Origin of the sequence: Priestia iocasae (genome assembly GCF_016909075.1) — a bacterium.
Classification (GTDB): Bacteria; Bacillota; Bacilli; order Bacillales; family Bacillaceae_H; genus Priestia; species Priestia iocasae.
Window position 1 is genome coordinate 150,359 of record NZ_JAFBFC010000001.1, and the last position, 23,456, is coordinate 173,814.

The 23,456-nt window shown below is 38.3% G+C and carries 19 protein-coding genes, 1 tRNA gene and 1 other annotated feature; of the genes, 19 read left to right on the forward strand and 1 reads right to left on the reverse strand.

Annotated features, from left to right (window positions below; translation table 11 throughout):
• Positions 1 to 3: 3 nt before the first annotated feature.
• The 18 genes from rph (at position 4) to yihA (ending at position 21,254) form a co-directional block, all read left to right on the forward strand.
• Positions 4 to 768, forward strand: a complete 765-nt coding sequence (gene rph / locus JOC83_RS00715) for a ribonuclease PH (protein WP_205182555.1) — start codon at positions 4 to 6, stop codon at positions 766 to 768.
• Positions 765 to 1,358 carry an XTP/dITP diphosphatase gene (locus tag JOC83_RS00720; RefSeq protein WP_205182557.1) on the forward strand — a complete coding sequence of 198 codons (594 nt, stop codon included), beginning with the start codon at positions 765 to 767 and terminating at the stop codon, positions 1,356 to 1,358. The genes rph and JOC83_RS00720 overlap by 4 nt, the downstream gene beginning before the upstream one ends.
• 16 nt (positions 1,359 to 1,374) lie before the next feature.
• Entirely contained in the window at positions 1,375 to 1,884 is a 510-nt protein-coding gene (locus JOC83_RS00725; protein ID WP_205182558.1) for a metallophosphoesterase, read from the forward strand.
• Positions 1,885 to 2,049: 165 nt separating this feature from the next.
• Positions 2,050 to 2,126: transfer RNA gene (locus tag JOC83_RS00730), tRNA-Arg, on the forward strand.
• 462 nt (positions 2,127 to 2,588) lie between these two features.
• On the forward strand, positions 2,589 to 3,494 hold the full coding sequence (ilvE, locus tag JOC83_RS00735) for a branched-chain-amino-acid transaminase (RefSeq protein ID WP_205182559.1): 906 nt from the start codon (positions 2,589 to 2,591) through the stop codon (positions 3,492 to 3,494).
• A gap of 11 nt (positions 3,495 to 3,505) precedes the next feature.
• Positions 3,506 to 3,755: a binding site (T-box leader), on the forward strand.
• A gap of 84 nt (positions 3,756 to 3,839) precedes the next feature.
• Complete coding sequence (ilvB, locus tag JOC83_RS00740) at positions 3,840 to 5,558, forward strand: acetolactate synthase large subunit (protein WP_338038855.1); 1,719 nt, start codon at positions 3,840 to 3,842, stop codon at positions 5,556 to 5,558.
• Positions 5,555 to 6,073 (forward strand): acetolactate synthase small subunit, encoded by a 519-nt coding sequence (ilvN, locus tag JOC83_RS00745; RefSeq protein WP_205182564.1) that lies wholly within the window; start codon positions 5,555 to 5,557, stop codon positions 6,071 to 6,073. Before ilvB ends, ilvN begins: the two co-directional genes overlap by 4 nt.
• Positions 6,074 to 6,130: 57 nt before the next feature.
• A complete protein-coding gene (gene ilvC, locus JOC83_RS00750) occupies positions 6,131 to 7,156 on the forward strand; it encodes a ketol-acid reductoisomerase (RefSeq protein WP_205182565.1) in 1,026 nt (341 codons plus the stop codon).
• Positions 7,143 to 8,678, forward strand: a complete 1,536-nt coding sequence (locus JOC83_RS00755; protein ID WP_338038856.1) for a 2-isopropylmalate synthase — start codon at positions 7,143 to 7,145, stop codon at positions 8,676 to 8,678. Before ilvC ends, JOC83_RS00755 begins: the two co-directional genes overlap by 14 nt.
• Before the next feature lie 35 nt (positions 8,679 to 8,713).
• A complete protein-coding gene (leuB, locus tag JOC83_RS00760; RefSeq protein WP_205182567.1) occupies positions 8,714 to 9,826 on the forward strand; it encodes a 3-isopropylmalate dehydrogenase in 1,113 nt (370 codons plus the stop codon).
• Between the two features lie 115 nt (positions 9,827 to 9,941).
• Positions 9,942 to 11,357, forward strand: coding sequence for a 3-isopropylmalate dehydratase large subunit (gene leuC / locus JOC83_RS00765; protein WP_205182568.1), 1,416 nt, complete (start codon positions 9,942 to 9,944; stop codon positions 11,355 to 11,357).
• Between the two features lie 12 nt (positions 11,358 to 11,369).
• Positions 11,370 to 11,963, forward strand: coding sequence for a 3-isopropylmalate dehydratase small subunit (leuD, locus tag JOC83_RS00770; protein WP_205182569.1), 594 nt, complete (start codon positions 11,370 to 11,372; stop codon positions 11,961 to 11,963).
• 154 nt (positions 11,964 to 12,117) lie between these two features.
• Positions 12,118 to 13,122: a tetratricopeptide repeat protein gene (locus JOC83_RS00775; RefSeq protein ID WP_205182571.1), complete on the forward strand. Its 1,005-nt coding sequence runs from the start codon at positions 12,118 to 12,120 to the stop codon at positions 13,120 to 13,122.
• 246 nt (positions 13,123 to 13,368) lie between these two features.
• Positions 13,369 to 14,655: a trigger factor gene (gene tig / locus JOC83_RS00780; protein ID WP_205182573.1), complete on the forward strand. Its 1,287-nt coding sequence runs from the start codon at positions 13,369 to 13,371 to the stop codon at positions 14,653 to 14,655.
• Between the two features lie 398 nt (positions 14,656 to 15,053).
• Positions 15,054 to 16,319, forward strand: coding sequence for an ATP-dependent protease ATP-binding subunit ClpX (clpX, locus tag JOC83_RS00785; protein WP_205182575.1), 1,266 nt, complete (start codon positions 15,054 to 15,056; stop codon positions 16,317 to 16,319).
• 178 nt (positions 16,320 to 16,497) lie between these two features.
• A complete protein-coding gene (gene lonB, locus JOC83_RS00790; protein WP_205182577.1) occupies positions 16,498 to 18,165 on the forward strand; it encodes an ATP-dependent protease LonB in 1,668 nt (555 codons plus the stop codon).
• 186 nt (positions 18,166 to 18,351) lie between these two features.
• Positions 18,352 to 20,676, forward strand: a complete 2,325-nt coding sequence (gene lon, locus JOC83_RS00795; protein ID WP_205182579.1) for an endopeptidase La — start codon at positions 18,352 to 18,354, stop codon at positions 20,674 to 20,676.
• Positions 20,673 to 21,254 (forward strand): ribosome biogenesis GTP-binding protein YihA/YsxC, encoded by a 582-nt coding sequence (yihA, locus tag JOC83_RS00800; protein WP_205182581.1) that lies wholly within the window; start codon positions 20,673 to 20,675, stop codon positions 21,252 to 21,254. Before lon ends, yihA begins: the two co-directional genes overlap by 4 nt.
• Before the next feature lie 116 nt (positions 21,255 to 21,370).
• Here the strand turns inward: yihA and JOC83_RS00805 are convergent, their stop codons facing one another.
• On the reverse strand, positions 21,371 to 21,856 hold the full coding sequence (locus tag JOC83_RS00805; RefSeq protein WP_205182583.1) for a LiaF transmembrane domain-containing protein: 486 nt from the start codon (positions 21,854 to 21,856) through the stop codon (positions 21,371 to 21,373).
• 247 nt (positions 21,857 to 22,103) lie between these two features.
• Here JOC83_RS00805 and hemA point away from each other — a divergent pair, with 247 nt between their 5' ends.
• Positions 22,104 to 23,444: a glutamyl-tRNA reductase gene (hemA, locus tag JOC83_RS00810; protein ID WP_205182585.1), complete on the forward strand. Its 1,341-nt coding sequence runs from the start codon at positions 22,104 to 22,106 to the stop codon at positions 23,442 to 23,444.
• The last annotated feature ends 12 nt before the right edge of the window (positions 23,445 to 23,456 follow it).

The following is a 23,456-nucleotide window of genomic DNA, read 5'->3' on the forward strand; positions in this document are numbered from 1 at the left end:
TGTGTGCGTGTTGACGGAAGAAAGTCGAACGAATTAAGACCCGTAACGATTCAAACAAATTATTTAACACATCCAGAAGGATCAGTACTAATTACAGTAGGTGAAACAAAGGTTATTTGTACGGCAAGTATTGATGATCGAGTGCCACCGTTTATGAGAGGACAAGGAAAAGGTTGGATTACAGCTGAATATTCTATGCTTCCTCGCGCAACAGAGCAACGTAATATACGTGAATCGACAAAAGGTAAAGTAACAGGAAGAACGATGGAAATACAACGTTTAATTGGACGAGCTCTACGCTCAGTAGTGGATTTGGAGAAAGTGGGAGAGAAAACAATCTGGATTGATTGTGATGTTATCCAAGCAGATGGAGGTACCCGAACGGCTTCTATTACAGGTGCGTATGTTGCCATGGTGTTGGCTTTTGGGAAGTTAATGCAAGGCAAAAAGCTTCAAAGCATGCCTGTTACAAATTATTTAGCTGCGACATCTGTCGGCATTCATAGTGAAGTAGGTGAAATTTTAGATCTCAATTACATTGAAGATTCATCAGCCGAGGTGGACATGAATGTTGTAATGACAGGTGATGGTCAGTTTGTTGAGTTACAAGGTACGGGAGAAGAAGCAACTTTTTCTCGAAAACAGCTTAATGCGATGCTTGATTTAGCTGAAACAGGTATCGATGCTTTGATTAATCAGCAAAAAGAAGCACTTGGAGAGTTAGCTGCATCTATCCCAACTTCAAATAAGGGTCGTGAAGAGAAATGAAAGAATTGATTATTGCTACGCAAAATAGTGGGAAAGTAAAAGAATTTGAAGCTCTTTTTAGTTCACAAGGAGTTGTAGTAAAGTCACTGCTGGATTTTCCTCATATTGAAGACATTGAAGAGACGGGTACAACATTCGTTGAAAATGCAACCATCAAAGCAGAAGCGGTTTCACAATTATTAAATAAAATCGTTATTGCTGATGATTCTGGATTGGCAATTGATGCTCTTAACGGAGAACCGGGTGTTTATTCAGCTCGCTATGCAGGAATTGAGAAAGATAACGAAGCAAACATTCAAAAAGTATTGAACAAGTTAGAAGGCGTTTCACATGAAAAGCGTACAGCGAGGTTTCATTGTGCATTAGCCATTGCCATTCCAAATGAAGAAACAGCTGTTGTAGAAGGTACGTGTGAAGGTACGATTCTAGAAGCGAAGCGAGGAGAGGGTGGCTTCGGATATGACCCGATCTTTTTTGTGAATGAATTAGATAAAACGATGGCTGAGTTACCGAAAGAGCAAAAGAACATGATTAGTCATCGTGCGAAAGCGTTAGAGAAATTAGTACCTTTACTAAATGAACGAATGTAAGAGAGGTGGCTTCTTTATGAAAGTACTCATTGTAAGTGATAGCCATGGATTAGAGCAGGAGCTTTTAGCTATTAAAGAACGTCATCAGCAAGAAGTTCATGCAATGATTCATTGTGGAGACTCTGAACTGTCAAGCGATTCCAATGAAATGGCTAACTTTTTATCGGTGAGAGGGAACTGTGACTATGATAAACATTACATCAACGATCGCTTGGAGCAAATTGGAGAGCTGCGTTTCTTGGTCACGCATGGTCATTTATATAATGTCAAAATGTCATTGATGAACCTTCATTATAAAGCGGATGAAACAGAAGCAGATGTTGTTTGCTTTGGGCATTCTCATGTAGCGGGAGCCGAGATGATTGACGGTACATTGTTTATTAACCCTGGAAGCATTTTACTACCTCGTATGCGTAAAGAGCCTACATATGCTATACTAGAAACAAATGGAAATAACATAGTTGTACATTTTTATGAAGTAAATGGTACGGTTATGCAATCAATGAGTCAGACATTTGGCAGGTAATAAGTTGTTGTCTACAGAAAGGATGCTCTTTCGTGCTTATCATCCTTTCTGTACAACGGTTTTTCGTATTGCTTTTATCACGGTTTAAAAAAATGAAAAATAGTATTGACTTTATGCTCAATATTACATATAATAAATCTTGTCTTTGATACAATTTAATATTTTGTCCCAGTAGCTCAGCAGGATAGAGCAACGGCCTTCTAAGCCGTCGGTCGGGAGTTCGAATCTCTCCTGGGACGCCATTTATCGTACATACAACCGTTTACTTGTTAACAAGTAAACGGTTTTTTGTTGTGCTTATTCAATGTAAAAAGGATCAATTTGAATATTTATGCGAATATAACCTCTCATTCCATGGATAAAAAAGATGTAGAAAAAGAGAAAGTTTAGTTAAAAGTTTCGTGTCCTCTCTAAAAAGACAAATGTTTACACAAAAAAATTACAAGGAATTTGTAAGCCTATTATACCAATCATGTAAACGTATACAATTGTGTCCTTTTAATTGAAAATTAAGAAAATTTACTAAAAAAACGGTTGACGCCTTTTATAAATGGGCGTAAGATAGTCCTCAAATATAAGTTTTCTAAAAATTTTAACTAAATATAAAAGTTGACTCTTTTCTTTATTTCCTACACCAGAAACGAAAATAAAGAACAGTTCAGTAGGAGGAAACTTCTGAGTATTAGAAGGAAGGGTGTCATGGTTTGAGAGAACAATGGATTTACTTAAAAGATGAGTTTGTACGAAAAGAGGATGCAAAAATCTCAGTGTATGATCATGGGTTTTTGTATGGTGATGGTGTATTTGAAGGGATTCGAGTATACAGTGGAAATGTGTTTCGATTAGAAGAGCATATTGAGCGCTTATATCATTCTGCTCATTCTATTTTGTTAAACATTAAACAAACACCCGAAGAAATGACGCAGCTCATTGTCGACACTGTAAAGAAAAACAATCTTGAAAGTGCCTATATTCGTGTTGTTGTTTCTCGTGGACCTGGTGATTTGGGATTAGATCCATTCAATTGTCCTGAACCACAAATTGTGATTATTGCAGAGCCGCTCTCCATCTTTCCAAGAGAGCTATACGAAACAGGATTAGAAATTGTCACAGTCCCAACTAGACGAAATCGTCCTGACGTATTGAGCCCAAAAGTAAAATCTTTAAACTATTTAAATAATGTACTAGTCAAAATTGAAGCTCGCCTAGCGAATGTTAGCGAAGCCTTGATGTTAAATGACCAAGGGTATGTAGCAGAAGGATCAGCTGACAATGTATTCATTTTGAAAAAAGGCATATTATACACGCCTCCAACATATGTTGGAGCATTAGAAGGCATTACTCGCAACGCCATTATGGATGTAGCGAAAGAATTAGGTTATGAAGTAAAAGAAGAACCATTTACACGACATGATGTTTACACAGCTGATGAGGTGTTTTTAACAGGCACTGCGGCTGAAGTCATTGCGGTTGTAAAAGTAGATGGTCGATTAATTGGAAAAGGTATTCCAGGTGAACACACAAATAGGTTACTAGAAGCATTCCGCGAAAAAGTAGTAGCGGATGGCGTGAAAGTATATCAAGTCCATGAAAACACAAACGTAAGCTAAAACTTTCATAAGAAAAAGCGATGAAAAGGATAAGTAATCTTAAGGAATCAGGTATCTACAGAGAGTCGGGTTGCTGGAAGCCGATGTTACCTCCTTAAGCCGAACTCGCCTTGGAGTGTCAATCTGAATGAAGTAGGATTGGCCGGGTGTTTATTCCAAAACACTCGTTATTAAAACGAATGCATCACGCATTCTTAAGGTAATCGTATGATTACAAATGAGGGTGGTACCGCGGGAAGTCACAACCTTTTCGCCCCTTTGACCTAAAAATAACTAGGTCTGATTAGGGGTGGGGAGGTTTTTATTTTTTATAAAATTAATTAATAGAAAGGATGGGAGTATAAAGTGGGAGCCAACATGCAGATGAAGGAGCTAGTAAGCGTACAAACTCAAATGAGTGGAGCTGAAATGCTCATTGAATCATTGAAAAAAGAACATGTTGAAGTGATTTTTGGTTATCCAGGAGGAGCTGTTTTACCCATTTACGATAAGCTCTACCATTCGGGGATGTTTCATGTGTTAACTCGTCATGAACAAGGAGGTATACATGCAGCTGAAGGATATGCAAGAATCTCAGGAAAGCCTGGTGTTGTCATTGCCACAAGTGGACCTGGAGCTACAAACATCGTAACAGGTTTAGCAGATGCAATGATTGATTCACTCCCATTGGTTGTATTTACAGGTCAGGTAGCTTCAAGTGTAATCGGATCAGATGCTTTCCAAGAAGCAGATATTCTTGGAGTAACGATGCCGATTACAAAACATAGCTATCAAGTTCGAAATGTAGATGACTTACCAACTATTATCAAAGAGGCGTTTCATATTGCAACAACGGGTCGACCAGGTCCAGTTCTCATTGATATTCCAAAAGACATGGCAGCTGGTGAAGGAACGTTCCGTTATGATCAGGAGGTTCATTTGCCTGGTTATCAGCCAACTTATGTTCCGAATTTACTTCAAGTAAAGAAATTAACAGAAGCTGTCGAGCAAGCAAAGAAACCTGTCATTTTAGCAGGGGCTGGTGTATTGCTTGGAAAAGCTTCTAATGAATTAAAACAATACGCAGAGAGACAAAATATTCCTGTTATTAATACGCTTTTAGGTCTTGGAAATTTTCCAGCTCATCATCCTTTAAATCTTGGAATGGCCGGTATGCATGGGACATATACGGCAAATATGGCTATTTATGAATGTGATCTCTTAATTAGCATTGGAGCACGATTTGATGACCGAGTAACTGGAAACCTAAAGCACTTTGCTCCTAACGCAAAGATTGCCCACGTCGACATTGATCCTGCAGAGATTGGAAAGAATGTGCCAACTCAAATTCCAATCGTAGGCGATGCAAAAGAAGTATTAACACAATTACTTCTGCAAGAAAGTAAAACAGGAGATTATACGAAATGGCATGAGAAGTTAGAGGACTGGCAAAGAGAATATCCTCTATGGTATGAGCATTCAGAAGATGTGTTAAAGCCACAGCAATTGATTGAACTGATTCATCATTACTCACATGGTGAAGCCATTGTGACAACAGATGTAGGTCAACATCAAATGTGGGTTGCTCAATACTATAAATTTAACAACCCAAATAAATGGGTAACATCCGGTGGATTAGGAACAATGGGCTTTGGTCTTCCTGCAGCAATTGGAGCGCAATTAGCTGAGAAGAATTCAACGGTTGTAGCAGTGGTAGGAGATGGTGGCTTTCAAATGACGCTTCAAGAACTATCCGTCATTCGAGAATTAAACCTTCCAATAAAAATTGTGGTCTTAAATAACCAATCATTAGGGATGGTTCGTCAGTGGCAAGAAATCTTTTATGAAGAACGATATTCTTATTCTTTAATTCCAAATCAACCAGACTTTATAAAGCTAGCTGACGCTTATGGAATAAAAGGGTTACAAGCTTCAAATGAAAAAGAAGCAAATGAAGTGTTAAAAGAGGCATTTGCTACAAATGAACCTGTTCTTCTAAACTTTTATGTAGCACCAAAAGAAAATGTGTATCCAATGGTCGCACCTGGAAAAGGATTGCATGAGATGGTGGGGGTGAAGCCATGAAACGCATCATTACGGCAACCGTAAATAACCGAGCTGGTGTATTAAATCGTATTACAGGATTGTTTACAAAGCGTCATTACAATATTGAAAGCATTTCAGTTGGTCATACCGAAGCAGACGGTGTATCGCGAATGACGTTTGTGGTGAATGTAGAAGACGAGAAGTCAGCTGAGCAAGTGATTAAACAACTGAATAAGCAAATTGACGTATTAAAAGTGCAAGACATTACAGATCAAGAAGTTGTAGCTAGAGAGTTAGCGTTAATAAAAGTGACCTCTGCACCAGCTACTCGAAATGAAGTGTACTCACTCATTGAACCATTCCGCGCTACCATTATTGATGTGAGTAGAGAAAGCATCATTATTCAGGTAACAGGTGAAACAAATAAGATAGAAGCCATTATTGATTTATTGCAGCCATATGGGTTAAAAGAGATCGTTCGAACAGGAACGATTGCCTTCCCAAGAGGTAAGCAAAAACAGCTCTCAGCTCAAAAATTATCATCAATCTTGTAAAAGTAAGCAATTATTTAATGGAAATATACAGAATAGTGAAAAAGGGAGAGATTAGATATGGTAAAAGTATATTATAACGGAGATGCAAACGATCAAGTATTAGCAGGTAAAAAGGTAGCAATCGTAGGTTACGGTTCACAAGGTCATGCACATGCACAAAACTTACGTGATAGCGGTGTAGACGTAGTAGTAGGCCTTCGTCAAGGTAAATCATGGACACAAGCAGAAAAAGACGGTTTTAACGTTGTCGCTGTACAAGAAGCTGTTGAACAAGCAGATGTAGTCATGATCCTGCTACCAGATGAACTTCAACCAAAAGTATACAAAGAAGAAATTGAGCCAGGATTAAAACCAGGTAAGTCGCTTGTATTTGCACATGGATTTAATGTTCACTTTAGCCAAATTGTTCCGCCTCAATATGTAGATGTATTCCTTGTAGCGCCAAAAGGCCCTGGTCATCTTGTAAGAAGAACATATGAAGAGGGTGCAGGTGTTCCAGCCTTGTTTGCTATCTACCAAGATGTGACGGGTGAAGCAAAAGATGTGGCACTTGCTTATGCAAAAGCAATTGGATCGGCAAGAGCAGGAGTGCTTGAAACAACATTTAAAGAAGAAACAGAAACGGATCTGTTCGGGGAGCAAGCTGTATTATGTGGTGGTTTAACATCACTTGTAAAAGCAGGATTTGAAACATTAGTAGAAGCTGGTTATCAGCCAGAAGTTGCATATTTTGAGTGTTTACATGAATTAAAACTAATCGTAGACCTTATGTATGAAGGTGGCCTTGCAGGTATGCGCTACTCAATCTCTGATACAGCACAGTGGGGTGACTTCACTTCTGGACCGAGAGTAGTAGATGGTCGCGTAAAAGAGGAAATGAAAAAGGTACTTGAAGATATTCAAACAGGTGAATTTGCAAAGAGTTGGATCTTAGAAAACCAAGCAAATCGACCAGTGTTTAATGCAGTAAACAATCGTGAAAACGAACATTTAATTGAAAAAGTAGGCGCAGAGCTACGCGAAATGATGCCATTTGTTAAAAAAGAAAAGAAAGAAGCGGTGGGCGCGAGTGCGAAAAATTAACTTTTTTGATACGACGCTGAGAGACGGTGAACAGTCACCTGGGGTGAATTTAAACTTTCAAGAAAAGCTAGAAATAGCAAAGCAGCTCGAACGACTAGGTATCGATATTATCGAGGCTGGATTCCCAGCGGCATCAAAAGGTGATTTTCAATCAGTAAAAGAAATTGCTTCTATTGTAAAAGATTCTTCTGTAACAGGCCTAGCAAGGTCTGTTACAAAAGATATCGATATTGCGTGGGAGGCGTTGAAAAATAGTGCAGAGCCAAGATTGCATGTATTCATCGCAACTTCACCAATTCATATGAACTATAAATTACAAATGACTCCCGACGAGGTTGTTGAAACGGCTGTTAAGATGGTGAAATATGCAAAGGAACGCTTTCCCATTGTACAATGGTCCGCTGAAGATGCATGCCGAAGTGACTTGCCTTTTCTTGCAAGAATTGTAGATGAGGTTGTAAAAGCAGGAGCAGATGTTATTAACATCCCAGATACGGTTGGTTATACAACACCTAAAGATTATGGAGCGATTTTCTCTTATTTAAGGGAGACTGTTCCGAATATTGATCGTGTTGCTTTATCAGCTCACTGTCATGATGATTTAGGGTTAGCTGTTGCGAACTCACTAGCTGCCATTCAACATGGGGCTACACAAATTGAAGGAACCGTGAATGGGATTGGAGAGAGAGCAGGGAATGCTTCATTAGAAGAGATTGCTGTTGCCCTTCATATTCGTAAAGACTTTTATGAAGCTGAAACGAACATGGTTCTTTCTGAAATTAAACGAACAAGTGATTTAGTGAGCAAGCTGACGGGAATGACCATTGCCCCAAACAAAGCGATTGTAGGTAAAAATGCATTTGCTCATGAATCAGGTATTCATCAAGATGGCGTATTGAAAGAGCCGACAACTTACGAAATCATTTCACCAGAACTTGTAGGTGTTAACCAAAATCCGATTGTTCTTGGTAAACATTCTGGACGTCATGCGTTCCGAAATCGTTTAGTGGAATTAGGGTTTGTATTACCGGATGAACAGGTGAATTCATTGTTTGCGAAATTCAAGGATTTAGCAGATAAGAAGAAAGATATTACGGATGATGATTTATTTGCACTTGTCTTGCAAAAACAAGTAAATAGTGATGAATTCTATAAGCTGGAAACGCTACAGGTTCAATATGGTATGACGAACATTCCAACTGCTACAATTACATTAAAAAGATATGACGGGGAAATGGTTCAAGAAGCAGCTACTGGATCAGGTAGTGTCGAAGCGATTTACAATACATTAGAACGATGTCTTGATACGAATGTAAAGCTGCTTGATTACCGCTTGCAATCGATTAATGGGGGACCAGATGCGTTAGCTGAAGTCTATGTGAAAGTAGAAAGTGAAGGCTTTGAAGCAAGTGGACGTGGTGTCGCATTTGATGTGTTAGAGTCTTCAGCAAAAGCGTATATTCATGCAATTAATCGTTTGTTCGCCATTCAGCAACATCGATCAAAACAAGAAGTGATGTAAGCCATTCTGCTCAATTAGTGAAAGGAGAGAGGTTCATGAAAAAGACGATTGCGGTGCTACCAGGAGACGGTATTGGTAAAGAAGTAACAAAGGGTGCTGTCGAAGTGTTAAAGGCGGTCGGTCAATGCTTTAATCATCAATTTGAATTTGTATACGGCTTAATTGGTGGAGGAGCCATTGATCAAGAAGGCACACCTCTACCATCTAGTACGAAGCAAATGTGTGGGAAAGCAGATGCTGTATTACTAGGTGCCGTAGGTGGACCAAAGTGGGATTCATTGCCTCCTCATATGAGACCAGAAAAAGGTTTGCTAGGGCTACGTAAAGAGTTGGATGTATATGCGAATTTACGACCTGTTTCCTTTTATGAGAGCTTAGTAGATTCTTCTCCATTAAAAAGAGAATACATTGAAAATGTAGATTTTATCATTGTACGTGAACTAACAGGCGGTTTGTACTTTGGCAAGCCAAGTGAACGTGCACAACATAACGGCGAAGAATCTGTTGTAGATACGTTATTTTATAAGCGACATGAAATGAAGCGAATTATTAAAACAGCATTTGACATTGCTTCCATTCGAAACAAGCGCGTGACATCAGTTGATAAGGCAAATGTATTAGAGTCGAGTCGAATGTGGCGCGAAGTGGCAGAAGAAATAGCGAAGGATTATCCCGACGTAGCTTTAGAGCATATGCTTGTTGATGCAGCAGCGATGAAGCTTATTCAAAACCCTAAGCATTTTGATGTGGTTGTAACGGAAAATATGTTTGGTGACATTTTAAGTGATGAAGCTTCTATGCTAACAGGCTCACTAGGTATGTTGCCATCGGCTAGTTTATCGTTAGAAGGTCCGTCTTTATACGAACCGATTCATGGATCTGCACCTGACATTGCTGGAACAGATAAAGCTAATCCAATTGCCGCTATCCTATCAGTTGCCATGATGCTACGCTATTCGTTTCAGTTAGAAGAAGAAGCAAAGCATGTTGAGCAAGCTGTTGAACAAGTGTTAAGCGCAGGCTTCCGAACAGCGGATTTAGCGAAACCTGGTCAATCATATCTTTCGACAACAAAAATGATTGAAGAGATTATCGACACAATTGTGGATGATGCAGCAATCTCAAATATTATGACAGCCTATAGTTAAACCATTTAAAGGAGCTGACTCAAAGTATACTGTGACACTTTCTTCTATGTTAGTAAGAGAAGGAAGTAGCATCGGTGAGTCAGCCCCTTTTTCATAGAATGAGAGGAGGATCTATGTGAAGCCAAAAACAATTATTGAAAAAGTATGGGATCAGCACGTGGTAAAAAAAGAAGAGGGAAAGCCTGATTTATTATATATTGACCTTCATCTGATTCACGAAGTTACATCGCCCCAAGCATTTGAAGGCTTACGAGTAGCAAATAGACGAATAAGACGTCCGGACCTAACATTTGCTACGATGGATCATAACATTCCAACGGTTAATCGTTTTACGATTGAAGATCCCATTGCGAAAAAACAAGTGGATAAACTGTCAACAAACTGCGAAGAGTTTGGAGTAGAGCTATTAGATTTAAATAGCGAAGAGCAGGGAATTGTTCACGTCATTGGTCCTGAGCTTGGCTTAACGCAACCAGGCAAAACCATCGTTTGTGGAGATAGTCATACATCAACGCACGGTGCGTTTGGAGCGTTAGCGTTCGGTATTGGGACAAGTGAAGTGGAACATGTACTAGCAACACAAACGCTTTGGCAAGCACGGCCACGTACACTTCAAGTGAAAGTAAATGGTAAAAAGCAAAAAGGTGTGTATGCAAAAGATGTTGTATTAGCGATTATTCAAAAATATGGCGTTCATTTTGGTACAGGATTTGTGATTGAATTTACAGGTGAATGCATTCGTAGTATGTCAATGGAAGAGAGAATGACCGTTTGCAATATGTCAATTGAAGCAGGTGCTAAAGCCGGATTAATTAGCCCTGATGATGTGACGTTTGAATATATGAAAGGGCGACAATATGTGCCAAAAGACGAAGCATTTGACCAAGCGGTAGAGCAATGGCGACAACTCGCAACCGATGAAGGAGCGACGTACGATGCAACCATTGAGCTCGATGCATCTCAGATTGAGCCAGTGGTTACATGGGGAACAAATCCAGCGATGAGCTCTTATGTCACGAAAACAGTACCGAGTTTGGAAGAATGTAAATCGGAGGCAGAGAAAAAGTCATTAACAAGAGCATTAGACTATATGGGACTACAGCCAGGAATGCCAATTGAGTCAATTCCAATTCAACATGTGTTCATTGGGTCCTGTACAAATTCTCGCTTATCTGATTTACGTGATGTGGCTCAATTTATTAAAGGGAAAAACGTTTCATCAAACGTTCGAGCAATTATAGTTCCTGGGTCACAGCGTGTCAAACGTCTCGCGGAAGAAGAAGGATTAGCTGCTGTTTTTATAGAAGCTGGATTCGAGTGGCGCGATTCTGGATGTAGCATGTGCCTTGGCATGAACTCTGATTTAGTTCCAGAAGGAGAGCATTGTGCATCCACGTCTAATCGTAACTTTGAAGGTAGACAAGGAAAAGGGGCTAGAACCCACTTGGTTAGCCCAGTTATGGCTGCGGCCGCTGCCATTTATGGGCACTTTGTCGATGTGAGAAAAATACAAGAAGAAGTCGTTGTATAAGGAGGTCTTCTCATGAATGCTTTTACGATTCATAAAGGAAAAGTAGCAGGATTAGATCGTGCGAATGTAGATACCGATCAGATCATCCCAAAGCAATTTTTAAAACGAATTGAGCGAACGGGGTTTGGTCAATTTTTATTTTATGACTGGCGCTACAAAGCAGATGGCTCATTAAATGAATCATTTGAGCTAAATGCACCTGAAAATCAAGGAGCTACAATCTTGGTTGCAAACGAAAACTTTGGATGTGGTTCTTCAAGGGAACATGCACCGTGGTCTTTACTTGATTATGGATTTCAAGTTGTTATTGCGCCGTCGTTTGCTGATATTTTTAAACAAAATTGTTTGAAAAATGGGATGTTACCCATCTCTTTGCCACTTGAAGATGTAGAATATTTATTAGAAGAAGCGAAAAGCCCTTACTATGAATGTACTATTAATCTATATGAGCAAAGCATTAAAGACGGGAAAGGTTTTAGTCGTACATTTGATATAAATGGCCATTTTAAAAATATGCTATTAAATGGCTGGGATGAAATAGGCTATACACTTTCGTTTGTTCAAGACATTGATGAATATGAGAAGAAGGTAACGCAATTCGTTTAGTCGGATAGTGAATGATAGTAGAAAGAAGATATATGGATATCTCAAAAGGTACAGTTTTACTTTTTGGGATATCCTCTTCTTTTGGTCATTTCTTGTGTTTCGTAAAACAACTTGCTAAACTGTAAAGCAAATGCATGGCGAAGCGGGGAACATGATGGATAAAAGAAATGCTAAAAAAGTCGTAGCTTTTCCTAACTTGAAGGTGCGTTTAATTGAAAAAGCGACAGAATACATGCAGCAAAAAAAGTTTCATGAAGCCTTACCTTTATTCTCTCAAGCGTACGAGCTTGATGAATTAAATGCGGAAGCGTTGTTGGGGATGGTCATTTGTCACTTTGAGTTACATGAGTTAGAAGAAGCAAAAACGTATAGTCACAAGATGCTGCAAGAAGATGTAGGTGACTATTATCATAATTTACAAGTTCACTTAATGATTTTAATTCAGTTAGGTGAATATGAAGAAGGATATAAAATGCTTGAAGCTGTTATACAAGAAGAGCAGCTACCTGCTGAACATGCAGAGCAGTTCTATCGCTTGCTGCAATTCTGTAAAGCACGTATCCATGAAGAAGAGATACCCGATGAACAGGACGAAGCAGAGCAACTTAATCAACTTCAAACATTAGTGGCTGAAAATGATATCCATAAGCAAATGGAGATGATACAGTCCCTAAAGCATGTTCGACTTGAAAAACATCTAGTCCTTCTAAAAGAGTTGCTCGTACATAAAACCATTCATCCAATCATCAAAACGCTAGCTGTTAAAACGTTAATGGAAGAAAAAGTAGACGTTGATCTACAAGTTTGTAAATTTGATCGGAGTATAAAGGTGAATCCTATTCATTTAAATGAAATGATGCCTTATCCTCTAGCTATTAAAGTGGAAAATAAATTGAAAGAAAGACTTGAACAAGATAATCCAATGCTACTAGAGGTTGCGATTGAGTTATGGCACCGCCATTTGTTTCTTTTATTTCCGTTTTTACCAATCCAACAAGACGAAAATCTATTAACGGCTAGTATTCATTATATTTCTCTTCATCTACAAGGAGAGGAGATTGAAGTAGAAACGATTGGAGATTTATACGATGTTAACCTTTCATCTTTAAAGCAACTTGTGTCAGACATTCAAGAACTTGAAGAAATTTCTTTTTTGTAAAATGACTTGTTTAGTTGAAACGTTAGTATTGTATGGTATAATATAGTGGTTGTAAAATGCACTTTACCTACCAAGGTAAGCCATTAATTTTATATTCTATTCCTACATATTCTTAAAAGTAGGAAATTAGATAGAGAATGATTTGTTTGACACGTACAAGCATTTTCATTATCTGTTTACACTACTAGCCCTACTACCATAGTTAGTAGAGGCAACTATTTAAAATGATTTTGGAGGGAAACATACATGTCTGCTAAGTGGGAAAAACAAGAAGGCAATCAAGGCGTTTTAACAGTTGAAGTTGAAGCGGCTCAATTTGATGAAGCTTTAGATAAAGCGTTTAAAAAGGTTGTAACAAAGGTGAACGTACCTGGCTTCCGTAAAGGGAAAATGCCACGTGCAATGTTCGAAAAGCGTTTCGGTGTTGAATCTTTATACCAAGATGCATTAGATATCGTATTACCAGAAGCGTACAGCAAAGCTGTTGAAGAAACTGGTATTCAACCGGTTGATCGTCCAGAAATCGATATCGAAACAATCGAAAGAGGTCAAACGCTTGTTTTCACTGCGAAAGTGACTGTAAAGCCTGAAGTAAAATTAGGTGAATACAAAAACTTAGAAGCTGAGAAAATGGATGCAACTGTAACAGACGAAGACGTACAAGCAGAATTAACGAAGCTTCAAGAGCGTCATGCTGAGTTAGTTGTAAAAGAAGAAGGTAAAATCGAAAATGGTGACACAGCTGTAATCGACTTCGAAGGTTTCGTTGATGGCGAAGCATTCGAAGGCGGAAAAGGCGAAAACTACTCATTAGAAATCGGTTCTGGTACATTCATTCCAGGATTTGAAGAGCAATTAGTAGGTGAAGCTGTTGGTACTGAGAAAGAAGTAGAAGTAACATTCCCAGAAGAGTACCACGCTGAGAACTTAGCTGGTAAAGTTGCTACATTTAAAGTGAAAGTTCACGAAGTAAAAACAAAAGAACTTCCTGCTTTAGATGACGAGTTTGCAAAAGATGTAGACGAAGAAGTAGAAACACTTGATGCATTAAAAGCAAAAACAAAAGAAACACTACAAAGTGAAAAGACACGTGAAGCTGATGCAGCTCTTCGTGACGCACTAGTAGAAAAAGCGACTGAAAATGCAGAAGTAGAAATTCCAGCAGCAATGTTCGATACAGAAATGGATCGCATGATGCAAGAGTTCGAGCAACGCTTACAAATGCAAGGTTTAAACCTTGAGTTATACTTCCAATTCTCAGGTCAAGATGAAAAAGCTCTTCGTGACCAAATGCGTCCAGATGCTGAAAAACGTGTGAAAATGAACTTAACGTTAGAAGCAATCGCACAAGCTGAAAATCTTGAAGTAACAGAAGAAGATGTGGAAAAAGAATTAGAAAATATGGCAGGAATGTATAACACACCTGTCGAAAACTTAAAACAAATGCTTGGCAGTCTTGAAGGCATCAAAGAAGATATGAAGATTCGCAAAGCAGTTGAATTTCTTGTAGAGAACAGCAAAACTGTTGCATAATATAATTAATAAGGAACAAGGCGCGACGTGATCGTGCCTTGTTTTATACAATCTAGAACTTTCATATCATAGTAACTACATAATGAGGCTGCCTTTTGTGAACTGTTGTTTACCATCCAATGTTATGAATAGAGCCAATAAAGATAACACTACATAATAGCAGCATCGCCCTCACATTCTAAAAGGTGAGGATTTATACATAAGCGTTTTTAGTATCTATTCTTTACGATGTATGGTAAAATGCAATACAAATATTTTCATCTATAGGGAAATGTACAGAAATATGAAAATATAAGCCGCTTTTTACCTACAGACAAATTAGCCGTTATACGATTGGCTTTTACACTGGGTGGGACTTTAGTTTAAGCATTTTAGTAAATACTACAAGGGGTGAAAGTATGTTTAAATTTAACGATGAAAAAGGGCAACTTAAGTGTTCGTTTTGCGGTAAAACACAAGATCAAGTCCGCAAACTAGTAGCAGGCCCAGGCGTTTACATTTGTGACGAATGTATTGAACTTTGTACGGAAATCGTTGAAGAGGAATTAGGTACAGAAGAAGAAGTTGAGTTCAAAGATGTACCTAAGCCAAAAGAAATCCGTGAAATCTTGAATGAATACGTGATTGGTCAAGACGCTGCTAAAAAAGCATTGTCTGTTGCTGTATATAATCATTACAAGCGCATCAATTCAAATAGCAAAATTGACGATGTTGAACTATCAAAAAGTAACATTGCGATGATTGGGCCAACGGGTAGTGGTAAAACGTTATTAGCTCAAACGCTAGCACGTATTCTAAATGTACCTTTTGCAATTGCTGATGCTACATCTTTAACAGAAGCAGGTTATGTAGGAGAAGATGTTGAAAACATCTTACTTAAATTAATTCAAGCTGCTGACTATGATGTAGAGAAAGCTGAAAAAGGAATCATTTACATCGACGAAATCGATAAAGTAGCACGTAAGTCTGAAAATCCTTCAATTACTCGTGACGTATCGGGTGAAGGGGTACAGCAAGCGTTACTAAAAATTCTTGAAGGAACGGTTGCGAGTGTTCCGCCACAAGGTGGAAGAAAACATCCACATCAAGAATTTATTCAAATTGACACTACTAACATTTTATTCATTTGTGGTGGTGCCTTTGATGGAATTGAGCCAATTATTAAGCGCCGCTTAGGTAAAAAGGTCATTGGTTTCGGTTCAGAAGCGAAAAAAGAGGATATTAACGACAAAGAGCTTCTTTCAAAAGTATTGCCTGAAGATTTATTGAAGTTTGGTTTAATTCCTGAATTTATTGGGCGTTTACCAGTCATTGCAAATCTTGAGCAATTAGATGAAGATGCGTTAATTGAAATTTTAACAAAACCGAAAAATGCATTAGTGAAGCAGTATCAAAAGATGCTAGAGCTTGACAATGTAGAACTCGAGTTTGAACAAGGTGCACTAGCAGAAATTTCGAAAAAAGCAATTGAGCGTAAGACAGGAGCACGTGGTTTACGTTCAATTATTGAAGGAATTATGCTTGATGTTATGTTCGACCTTCCATCACGTGATGACATTGTAAAATGTATTATTACGGCTGAAACGGTACGTGATCAAGCACCACCAAAGCTAGTGTTACAAGATGGATCAACAATTGAAGAAGGCAGCAAAACGTCTGCATAAAAGAAACAGCCTTAAGCATCCTTTGCTTACAGGCTGTTTTTGTTTTTTTGAAGAATTATACATGTTAGTTTTTACAACCGAACGAAACGAGAAATCACGATGACGGATGTTTATTACGAGTCTTGCAGGGAGATAATAACAAATAATTATCTTATCACTAGAGTGCAGGAGGTTCTTTATGAATTGGATGAACATCGCTTTAATTATACAACTTTTTTTCGGGATCATAATTGGATTATATTTTTGGAACTTACTTCGTAATCAGCGCACCCAAAAAGTGTCCATTGATCGTGAATCAAGGAAAGAAATGGAACAGCTCCGTAAATTGAGGTCCATTTCATTAACAGAGCCGCTAGCTGAAAAGGTACGTCCAGTCAGCTTCAAAGATATTGTAGGACAACAGGATGGCATTCGTTCTTTAAAAGCAGCGTTATGTGGGCCCAATCCTCAACATGTCATTATTTATGGACCGCCTGGAGTAGGAAAGACAGCCGCTGCTCGCTTAGTATTGGAAGAGGCAAAGAAAAATCAAAAGTCTCCGTTTAAGCCAGGTGCTGTATTTGTAGAGTTAGACGCAACAACAGCGCGTTTTGATGAACGAGGTATTGCGGATCCATTAATTGGTTCTGTGCATGATCCAATTTACCAAGGTGCAGGAGCAATGGGACAAGCTGGTATTCCTCAGCCAAAGCAAGGAGCTGTTACACATGCTCATGGAGGAATTTTATTTATTGATGAAATTGGAGAATTGCATCCTATTCAAATGAATAAGTTATTAAAAGTACTGGAAGATCGAAAAGTCTTTATGGAAAGTGCGTATTATAGTGAAGAGAATACACAAATTCCTTCGCATATTCATGACATGTTTCAAAATGGATTGCCAGCAGACTTTCGCTTAATTGGTGCAACAACAAGAACACCAAATGAAATTCCACCAGCAATTCGTTCCCGTTGTTTAGAAGTGTTTTTTCGAGAGCTTGATAAAGATGAAATTACAGTCATTGCGAAAAAAGCTGCAAGTAAAATCAACATGGATGTACACGATAAAGGAATTGAAGTGCTTTCTACATATGCACGAAATGGACGAGAAGCAGTTAATATGATGCAGATTGCTGCTGGATTGGCTATTTCAGAAGAACGAACAAACATAAAAAATGAAGATATTGAGTGGGTCATTCATTCCAGTCAGCTCACTCCACGAAATGAGCCCAAAATTCCTGAAAAAGAAGGAGTGGGTATTGTTAATGGTTTAGCAGTATATGGCCCAAATTCAGGGGCACTGCTTGAGATTGAAGTGACAGCGATTAAAGCAAAAGAAAAAGGAAGTATTACAATTACAGGGATTGTAGAAGAAGAAAGCATTGGAGACAGAAGTAAATCAGTTCGTCGAAAAAGTATGGCAAGAAGCTCAATTGAGAATGTAATTACCGTATTACGTTCAATGAATGTTCCAGCAGACGAATTTGACATTCATGTGAATTTCCCGGGTGGTGTACCAATTGACGGACCATCTGCTGGAATTACGATGGCAACAGGTATATACTCAGCTATTTATGAAATACCTGTTAAACACACAGTCGCAATGACTGGTGAGATCGGTATTCATGGAAATGTTAAACCAATTGGCGGAGTAGTACCGAAAATCAAAGCAGCTAAGCAAGCAGGCGTAAAAACAGTTGTTATTCCTCATGAAAATCTAAGTTCGGTGGTCAATGACATAAAAGGAATTGAGGTCATTGCGGTGAAAAAGTTAAATGAAGTGTTTGATACGGCCTTTTTAGCACTAGAAGAGCACCTTGTAAATGTAACAGCTAAAAAGACATTGCCGAAAACAGAATCACTTTAATTAAATCGTCCTTTTCCGTTCCAAAGCCAATTTTGGAAAAGGGCGATTTTCCGTGCACTGTTTAATACGACCTATGCTATAATAAATAATTACTATGATTAGACATGTCCTTATAAATAAGATAGAATTGTAAAAAGACTTAACATTGTACATATTTACAAGATGAACATTGGAGGTGTTCGTTAGATGACGAATAAAGAAAAAATGATCGTTCCCCTCCTCCCGCTGCGTGGTTTACTCGTTTATCCGACAATGGTATTACATTTAGATGTTGGACGTGATAAATCAATACAAGCCCTAGAGAAAGCGATGGTAGAGGACCATCTTATTTGCCTTGTTACTCAAAAAGATATGTCGATTGATGAACCGGCTGAAGAGGATTTATATAGCGTTGGAACATTAGCAAAAATTAAGCAAATGCTTAAGTTACCAAACGGTACAATTCGTGTACTTGTTGAAGGTTTGAAGCGTGCGGTTGTTAACCGATTTGAGGAAGAGGAAGAATTCTTTACTGTAGAAATTGAAGGATATGATACAGAGGAAGAAGCTGATTTAGAAGACAAAGCATTGATGCGAACGCTCTTAGATTATTTTGAGCAATACATAAAGTTATCCAAAAAAATCTCGGTTGAAACATTTTCAACCGTTACTGATATCGAAGAACCAGGCCGTTTGGCTGATATTGTCTCTTCGCACTTACCGATTAAAGTGAATCAAAAGCAAGAAGTTCTTGAAATAAATGATGTAAAAGAACGATTAAACAAAGTCATTGCATACATTCACAATGAAAAAGAAGTCATGCAATTAGAGAAGAAAATTGGTCAACGGGTTAAAAAATCAATGGAGCGCACGCAAAAGGAATATTATTTGCGTGAGCAGATGAAAGCAATCCAAAAAGAGCTTGGTGACAAGGAAGGAAAAACAGGTGAAGTAGCCACTCTTCGTGAGAAAATTGAAGAAGTTGGCATGCCTGAAAATGTAGAGGCAGCTGCTTTAAAAGAGCTTGAACGATATGAAAAAATACCAGCAAGCTCAGCCGAAAGTTCAGTTATTCGCAACTACATTGAATGGTTACTATCAATTCCTTGGACGAAGGAAACAGAAGATATGCTTGATGTCAATCGAGCAGAGAAAATTTTAGACGATGAGCACTATGGATTAGAAAAAGTGAAAGACCGTGTATTAGAATATTTAGCGGTTCAACAGTTAACAAGATCTCTAAAAGGACCTATTCTTTGCTTAGCTGGTCCTCCAGGTGTAGGTAAAACGTCGTTAGCTAAATCTATTGCCACTTCGTTAAATCGCCATTTTGTTCGTATTTCATTAGGTGGAGTACGAGATGAATCTGAAATTAGAGGGCATCGCCGAACGTATGTAGGTGCAATGCCAGGACGAATTATTCAAGGAATGAAGAAAGCCGGAACCGTTAATCCAGTTTTCTTATTAGATGAAATCGATAAAATGTCAAATGATTTTAGAGGGGACCCATCCGCTGCACTATTAGAAGTCTTGGACCCTGAACAAAACCATACATTTAGTGATCATTACATTGAAGAGTCCTATGATTTATCAAAGGTAATGTTTGTTGCAACGGCAAATAACTTAGCAACAATTCCAGGGCCTTTGCGTGATCGAATGGAAATTATCCATATTGCTGGCTACACAGAAGTTGAAAAGCTAGAAATTGCAAAAAGACATTTAGCTCCAAAGCAATTAAAAAATCATGGATTACAAAAGTCACATCTGCAAATTCGTGATGATGCAATGATGGCTCTCATTCGTTTGTATACAAGAGAAGCAGGTGTGCGTAATTTAGAGCGTGAGATTGCATCTGTTTGTCGTAAAGCAGCTCGTATGATTGTCGCAGGTCAAAAGAAGCGAGTAGTTGTAACTGAAAAGAACATTGAAGAATTTTTAGGAAAAGCAAGATACCGTTACGGTCAAGCGGAATTAGAAGACCAAATCGGTGTTGCCACAGGACTTGCTTATACAACAGTAGGCGGAGATACACTTGCAATTGAAGTTAGTTTATCTCCAGGAAAAGGAAGACTTGTGTTAACAGGAAAACTTGGCGATGTCATGAAAGAGTCAGCACAAGCGGCATTCAGCTATATTCGCTCAAATACCAAAAAGCTGAATGTGGATGAAAAATTCCATGAGAAAAATGATATTCATATTCACGTTCCAGAAGGGGCTGTGCCAAAAGATGGACCATCCGCTGGAATTACGATGGCAACGGCTCTCATTTCTGCCTTAACCAATCGTCCAATTCGAAAAGAAGTTGGAATGACAGGCGAGATTACACTAAGAGGTCGCGTGTTACCAATTGGTGGTTTGAAAGAGAAGTCGTTAAGTGCTCATCGTGCTGGATTAACGAAAATCATTATCCCAAGGGAAAATGAAAAAGATATTGAAGATATACCAGAAATCATTCAACAAGAACTTCAAATTGTGCTAGTATCTCATATAGATGAAGTACTACAACATGCGTTAGTAGGAGAGAAAAAATGAAAGTAACCCAAGCAGACATTGTTATTAGTGCCGTAAAGCCTGAACAATATCCAGCGGAAAATTTTCCAGAGTTTGCCTTAGCAGGTCGTTCAAACGTTGGGAAATCGTCATTTATTAATAAAATGATTAATCGCAAGAGTTTAGCAAGAACGTCTTCTAAACCAGGTAAAACCCAGACATTGAATTTTTACATTATTAATGAATCAATTCATTTTGTTGACGTTCCAGGATACGGATTTGCAAAAGTATCAAAAAAAGAGCGTGAAGCGTGGGGGAAAATGATTGAAACATATCTTACCCACCGTGAACAGTTAAAAGCTGTTTTGCTTATTGTTGATTTACGCCATCCACCAAGCAATGATGATGTGATGATGTATGACTTTTTAAAGCATTATGATATTCCTGTCATAGTCATTGCAACAAAAGCGGATAAAATTCCAAAAGGTAAGTGGGAAAAACATGTAAAAGTAGTGAAAGAAACGCTGCAGCTTCAGCCGGAGGATCAAATTATTACGTTCTCTTCTGAAACTGGACAAGGAAAAGATAAAGCGTGGGGAGCGCTACAAAGATTTATGTAAGAAAAAAGCATTAGGGGAGTTTCCCTAATGCTTTTTTCTTATATAATAATGTTTTAAGAAAGAACAGAGAAAGCGTTCATAAAATATGTATCCATTACATGAAAATCTTACATAGTTTACTTTTTTTTGAAAAATAATAAGTATAAGCCAATAATTAGCAATGAAATAGGCCAGAAGTTCACCAAGTAAGCAACGTTATCTTCTACCATAGTTGTCCATTGCTTTATTCGTCCTGAAAACATCATTGTAAAAGCGGCAAGTAACAGTACAATCCCTTGTAATAATCCTGACTTTAAATGTCGTGAGCTAAGAAGAAAACTAATAGAGATCACAAAAGGTATCATGCCGGTATGAGCAGGCCAAAATGTTAAGACGTTGACAGCGATAAAATGGATACCAAGTGTCAAAAGAATATAACCTGCTAGCAACCCAGAGTGGTCTTGAGATGCACGTGCTTGAGCGAGCAGGGCTATCCCAATCAAAAGCATAACCGTTGGCCACGTATGTAACTTGGATGCAATCTCGACATTTAGTTCAGCTAAAAGAAAAAAGAGTCCAAATCCTACTAACAATACACCAAAAAACATCGCTTGTTTCTTCATCGTAACCTCCTGATAGACAAAAACAGGAAACTTGCTGTGTAACTGCTTTTTTGATAACGTACTTAATGAATGATAGCTACTATTTAGTTGTTTAGCAAGTTATGTGCTAATGCTTATTTTTCATAGAATTAATCTTAACATAGGTTGTCAAATACTGTTCAAACTTTTTTTTTAGTCCTAGTAAGGAAACATGTTATAATAGATAAAGGGATTTGAGTAAATTTCGATTATAGGGGGTATGTAACAAGTGCATATTATAGCAGTCGGCTTAAATTATCGAACAGCCCCTGTTGAAATAAGAGAAAAGCTTAGCTTTAATGAACATGAGTTACCATCTGCTATGAAAGCTTTAAGTAATCAAAAAAGCATTCTAGAAAATGTCATTATCTCAACGTGCAATCGTACGGAAATTTATGCCGTTGTTGATCAATTACACACAGGTCGTTACTACATTAAAGCATTTTTAGCAGAGTGGTTTCAATTAGATAAAAATGATTTTTCACCATTTTTAAATATCTATGAAGATGATGGTGCAATGGAGCATTTATACCGTGTTTCATGCGGATTAGACTCAATGGTGTTAGGTGAAACACAGATTCTAGGACAAGTGCGTTCTAGCTTTTTGCTTGCTCAAGAACAAGAAACGGTTGGAACAGTCTTTAATCAATTATTTAAACAGGCTGTTACCCTAGCAAAGCGTGCGCATCACGAGACAGAAATTGGCGCAAATGCCGTCTCTGTTAGCTATGCAGCAGTGGAGCTAGCTAAAAAGATTTTTGGAGACTTAACGTCAAAAAATATCTTAATTTTAGGCGCAGGTAAGATGGGAGAGCTAGCAGCAAAGAATTTATATGGTAGCGGAGCTAAAAAGGTAACCGTTATCAATCGTACATTTGAAAAAGCTCAGCAGCTCGCAACTCGATTTTCAGGTGAAGCAAAGCAACTAGCAGAACTTCAATGTGCATTAATTGAAGCTGATATTTTGATAAGTTCAACAGGCGCAAAAGATTTTGTTGTGACAAAGGATATGATGGTTCACGTAGAGCGTATGCGAAAAGGACGTCCATTGTTTATGGTAGACATCGCTGTACCCCGTGACCTTGATCCAGCGTTAGCAGAGTTAGATAGTGTGTTTTTATATGATATTGATGATTTAGAAGGAATTGTAGAAGCAAACCTTCAAGAACGTAAAAGAGCAGCGGAACAAATTGAGATGATGGTAGAAGTAGAAATCGTTGAGTTTAAGCGGTGGATTAATACGTTAGGTGTGGTTCCTGTCATTTCAGCTCTTCGAGAAAAAGCACTTGCTATTCAAGCTGATACAATGAAAAGTATTGAACGTAAGCTTCCGAGCTTATCAGAACGTGAAAGAAAGGTTCTTAATAAGCATACGAAAAGCATTATTAACCAATTACTTCGCGATCCTATTTTGCATGTGAAGGAACTAGCAGGAGAACCGAATGCAGCAGAATCGCTAGATTTATTTATGAAAATCTTTGATATTGAAGAAGCTGTGACAGCTAATCAAAGCCATCAACACGTTCAAGAGCAATCTAAATCAGCTTACAAAGTAGCTTATGAATCATAAGTGGGGACCTAT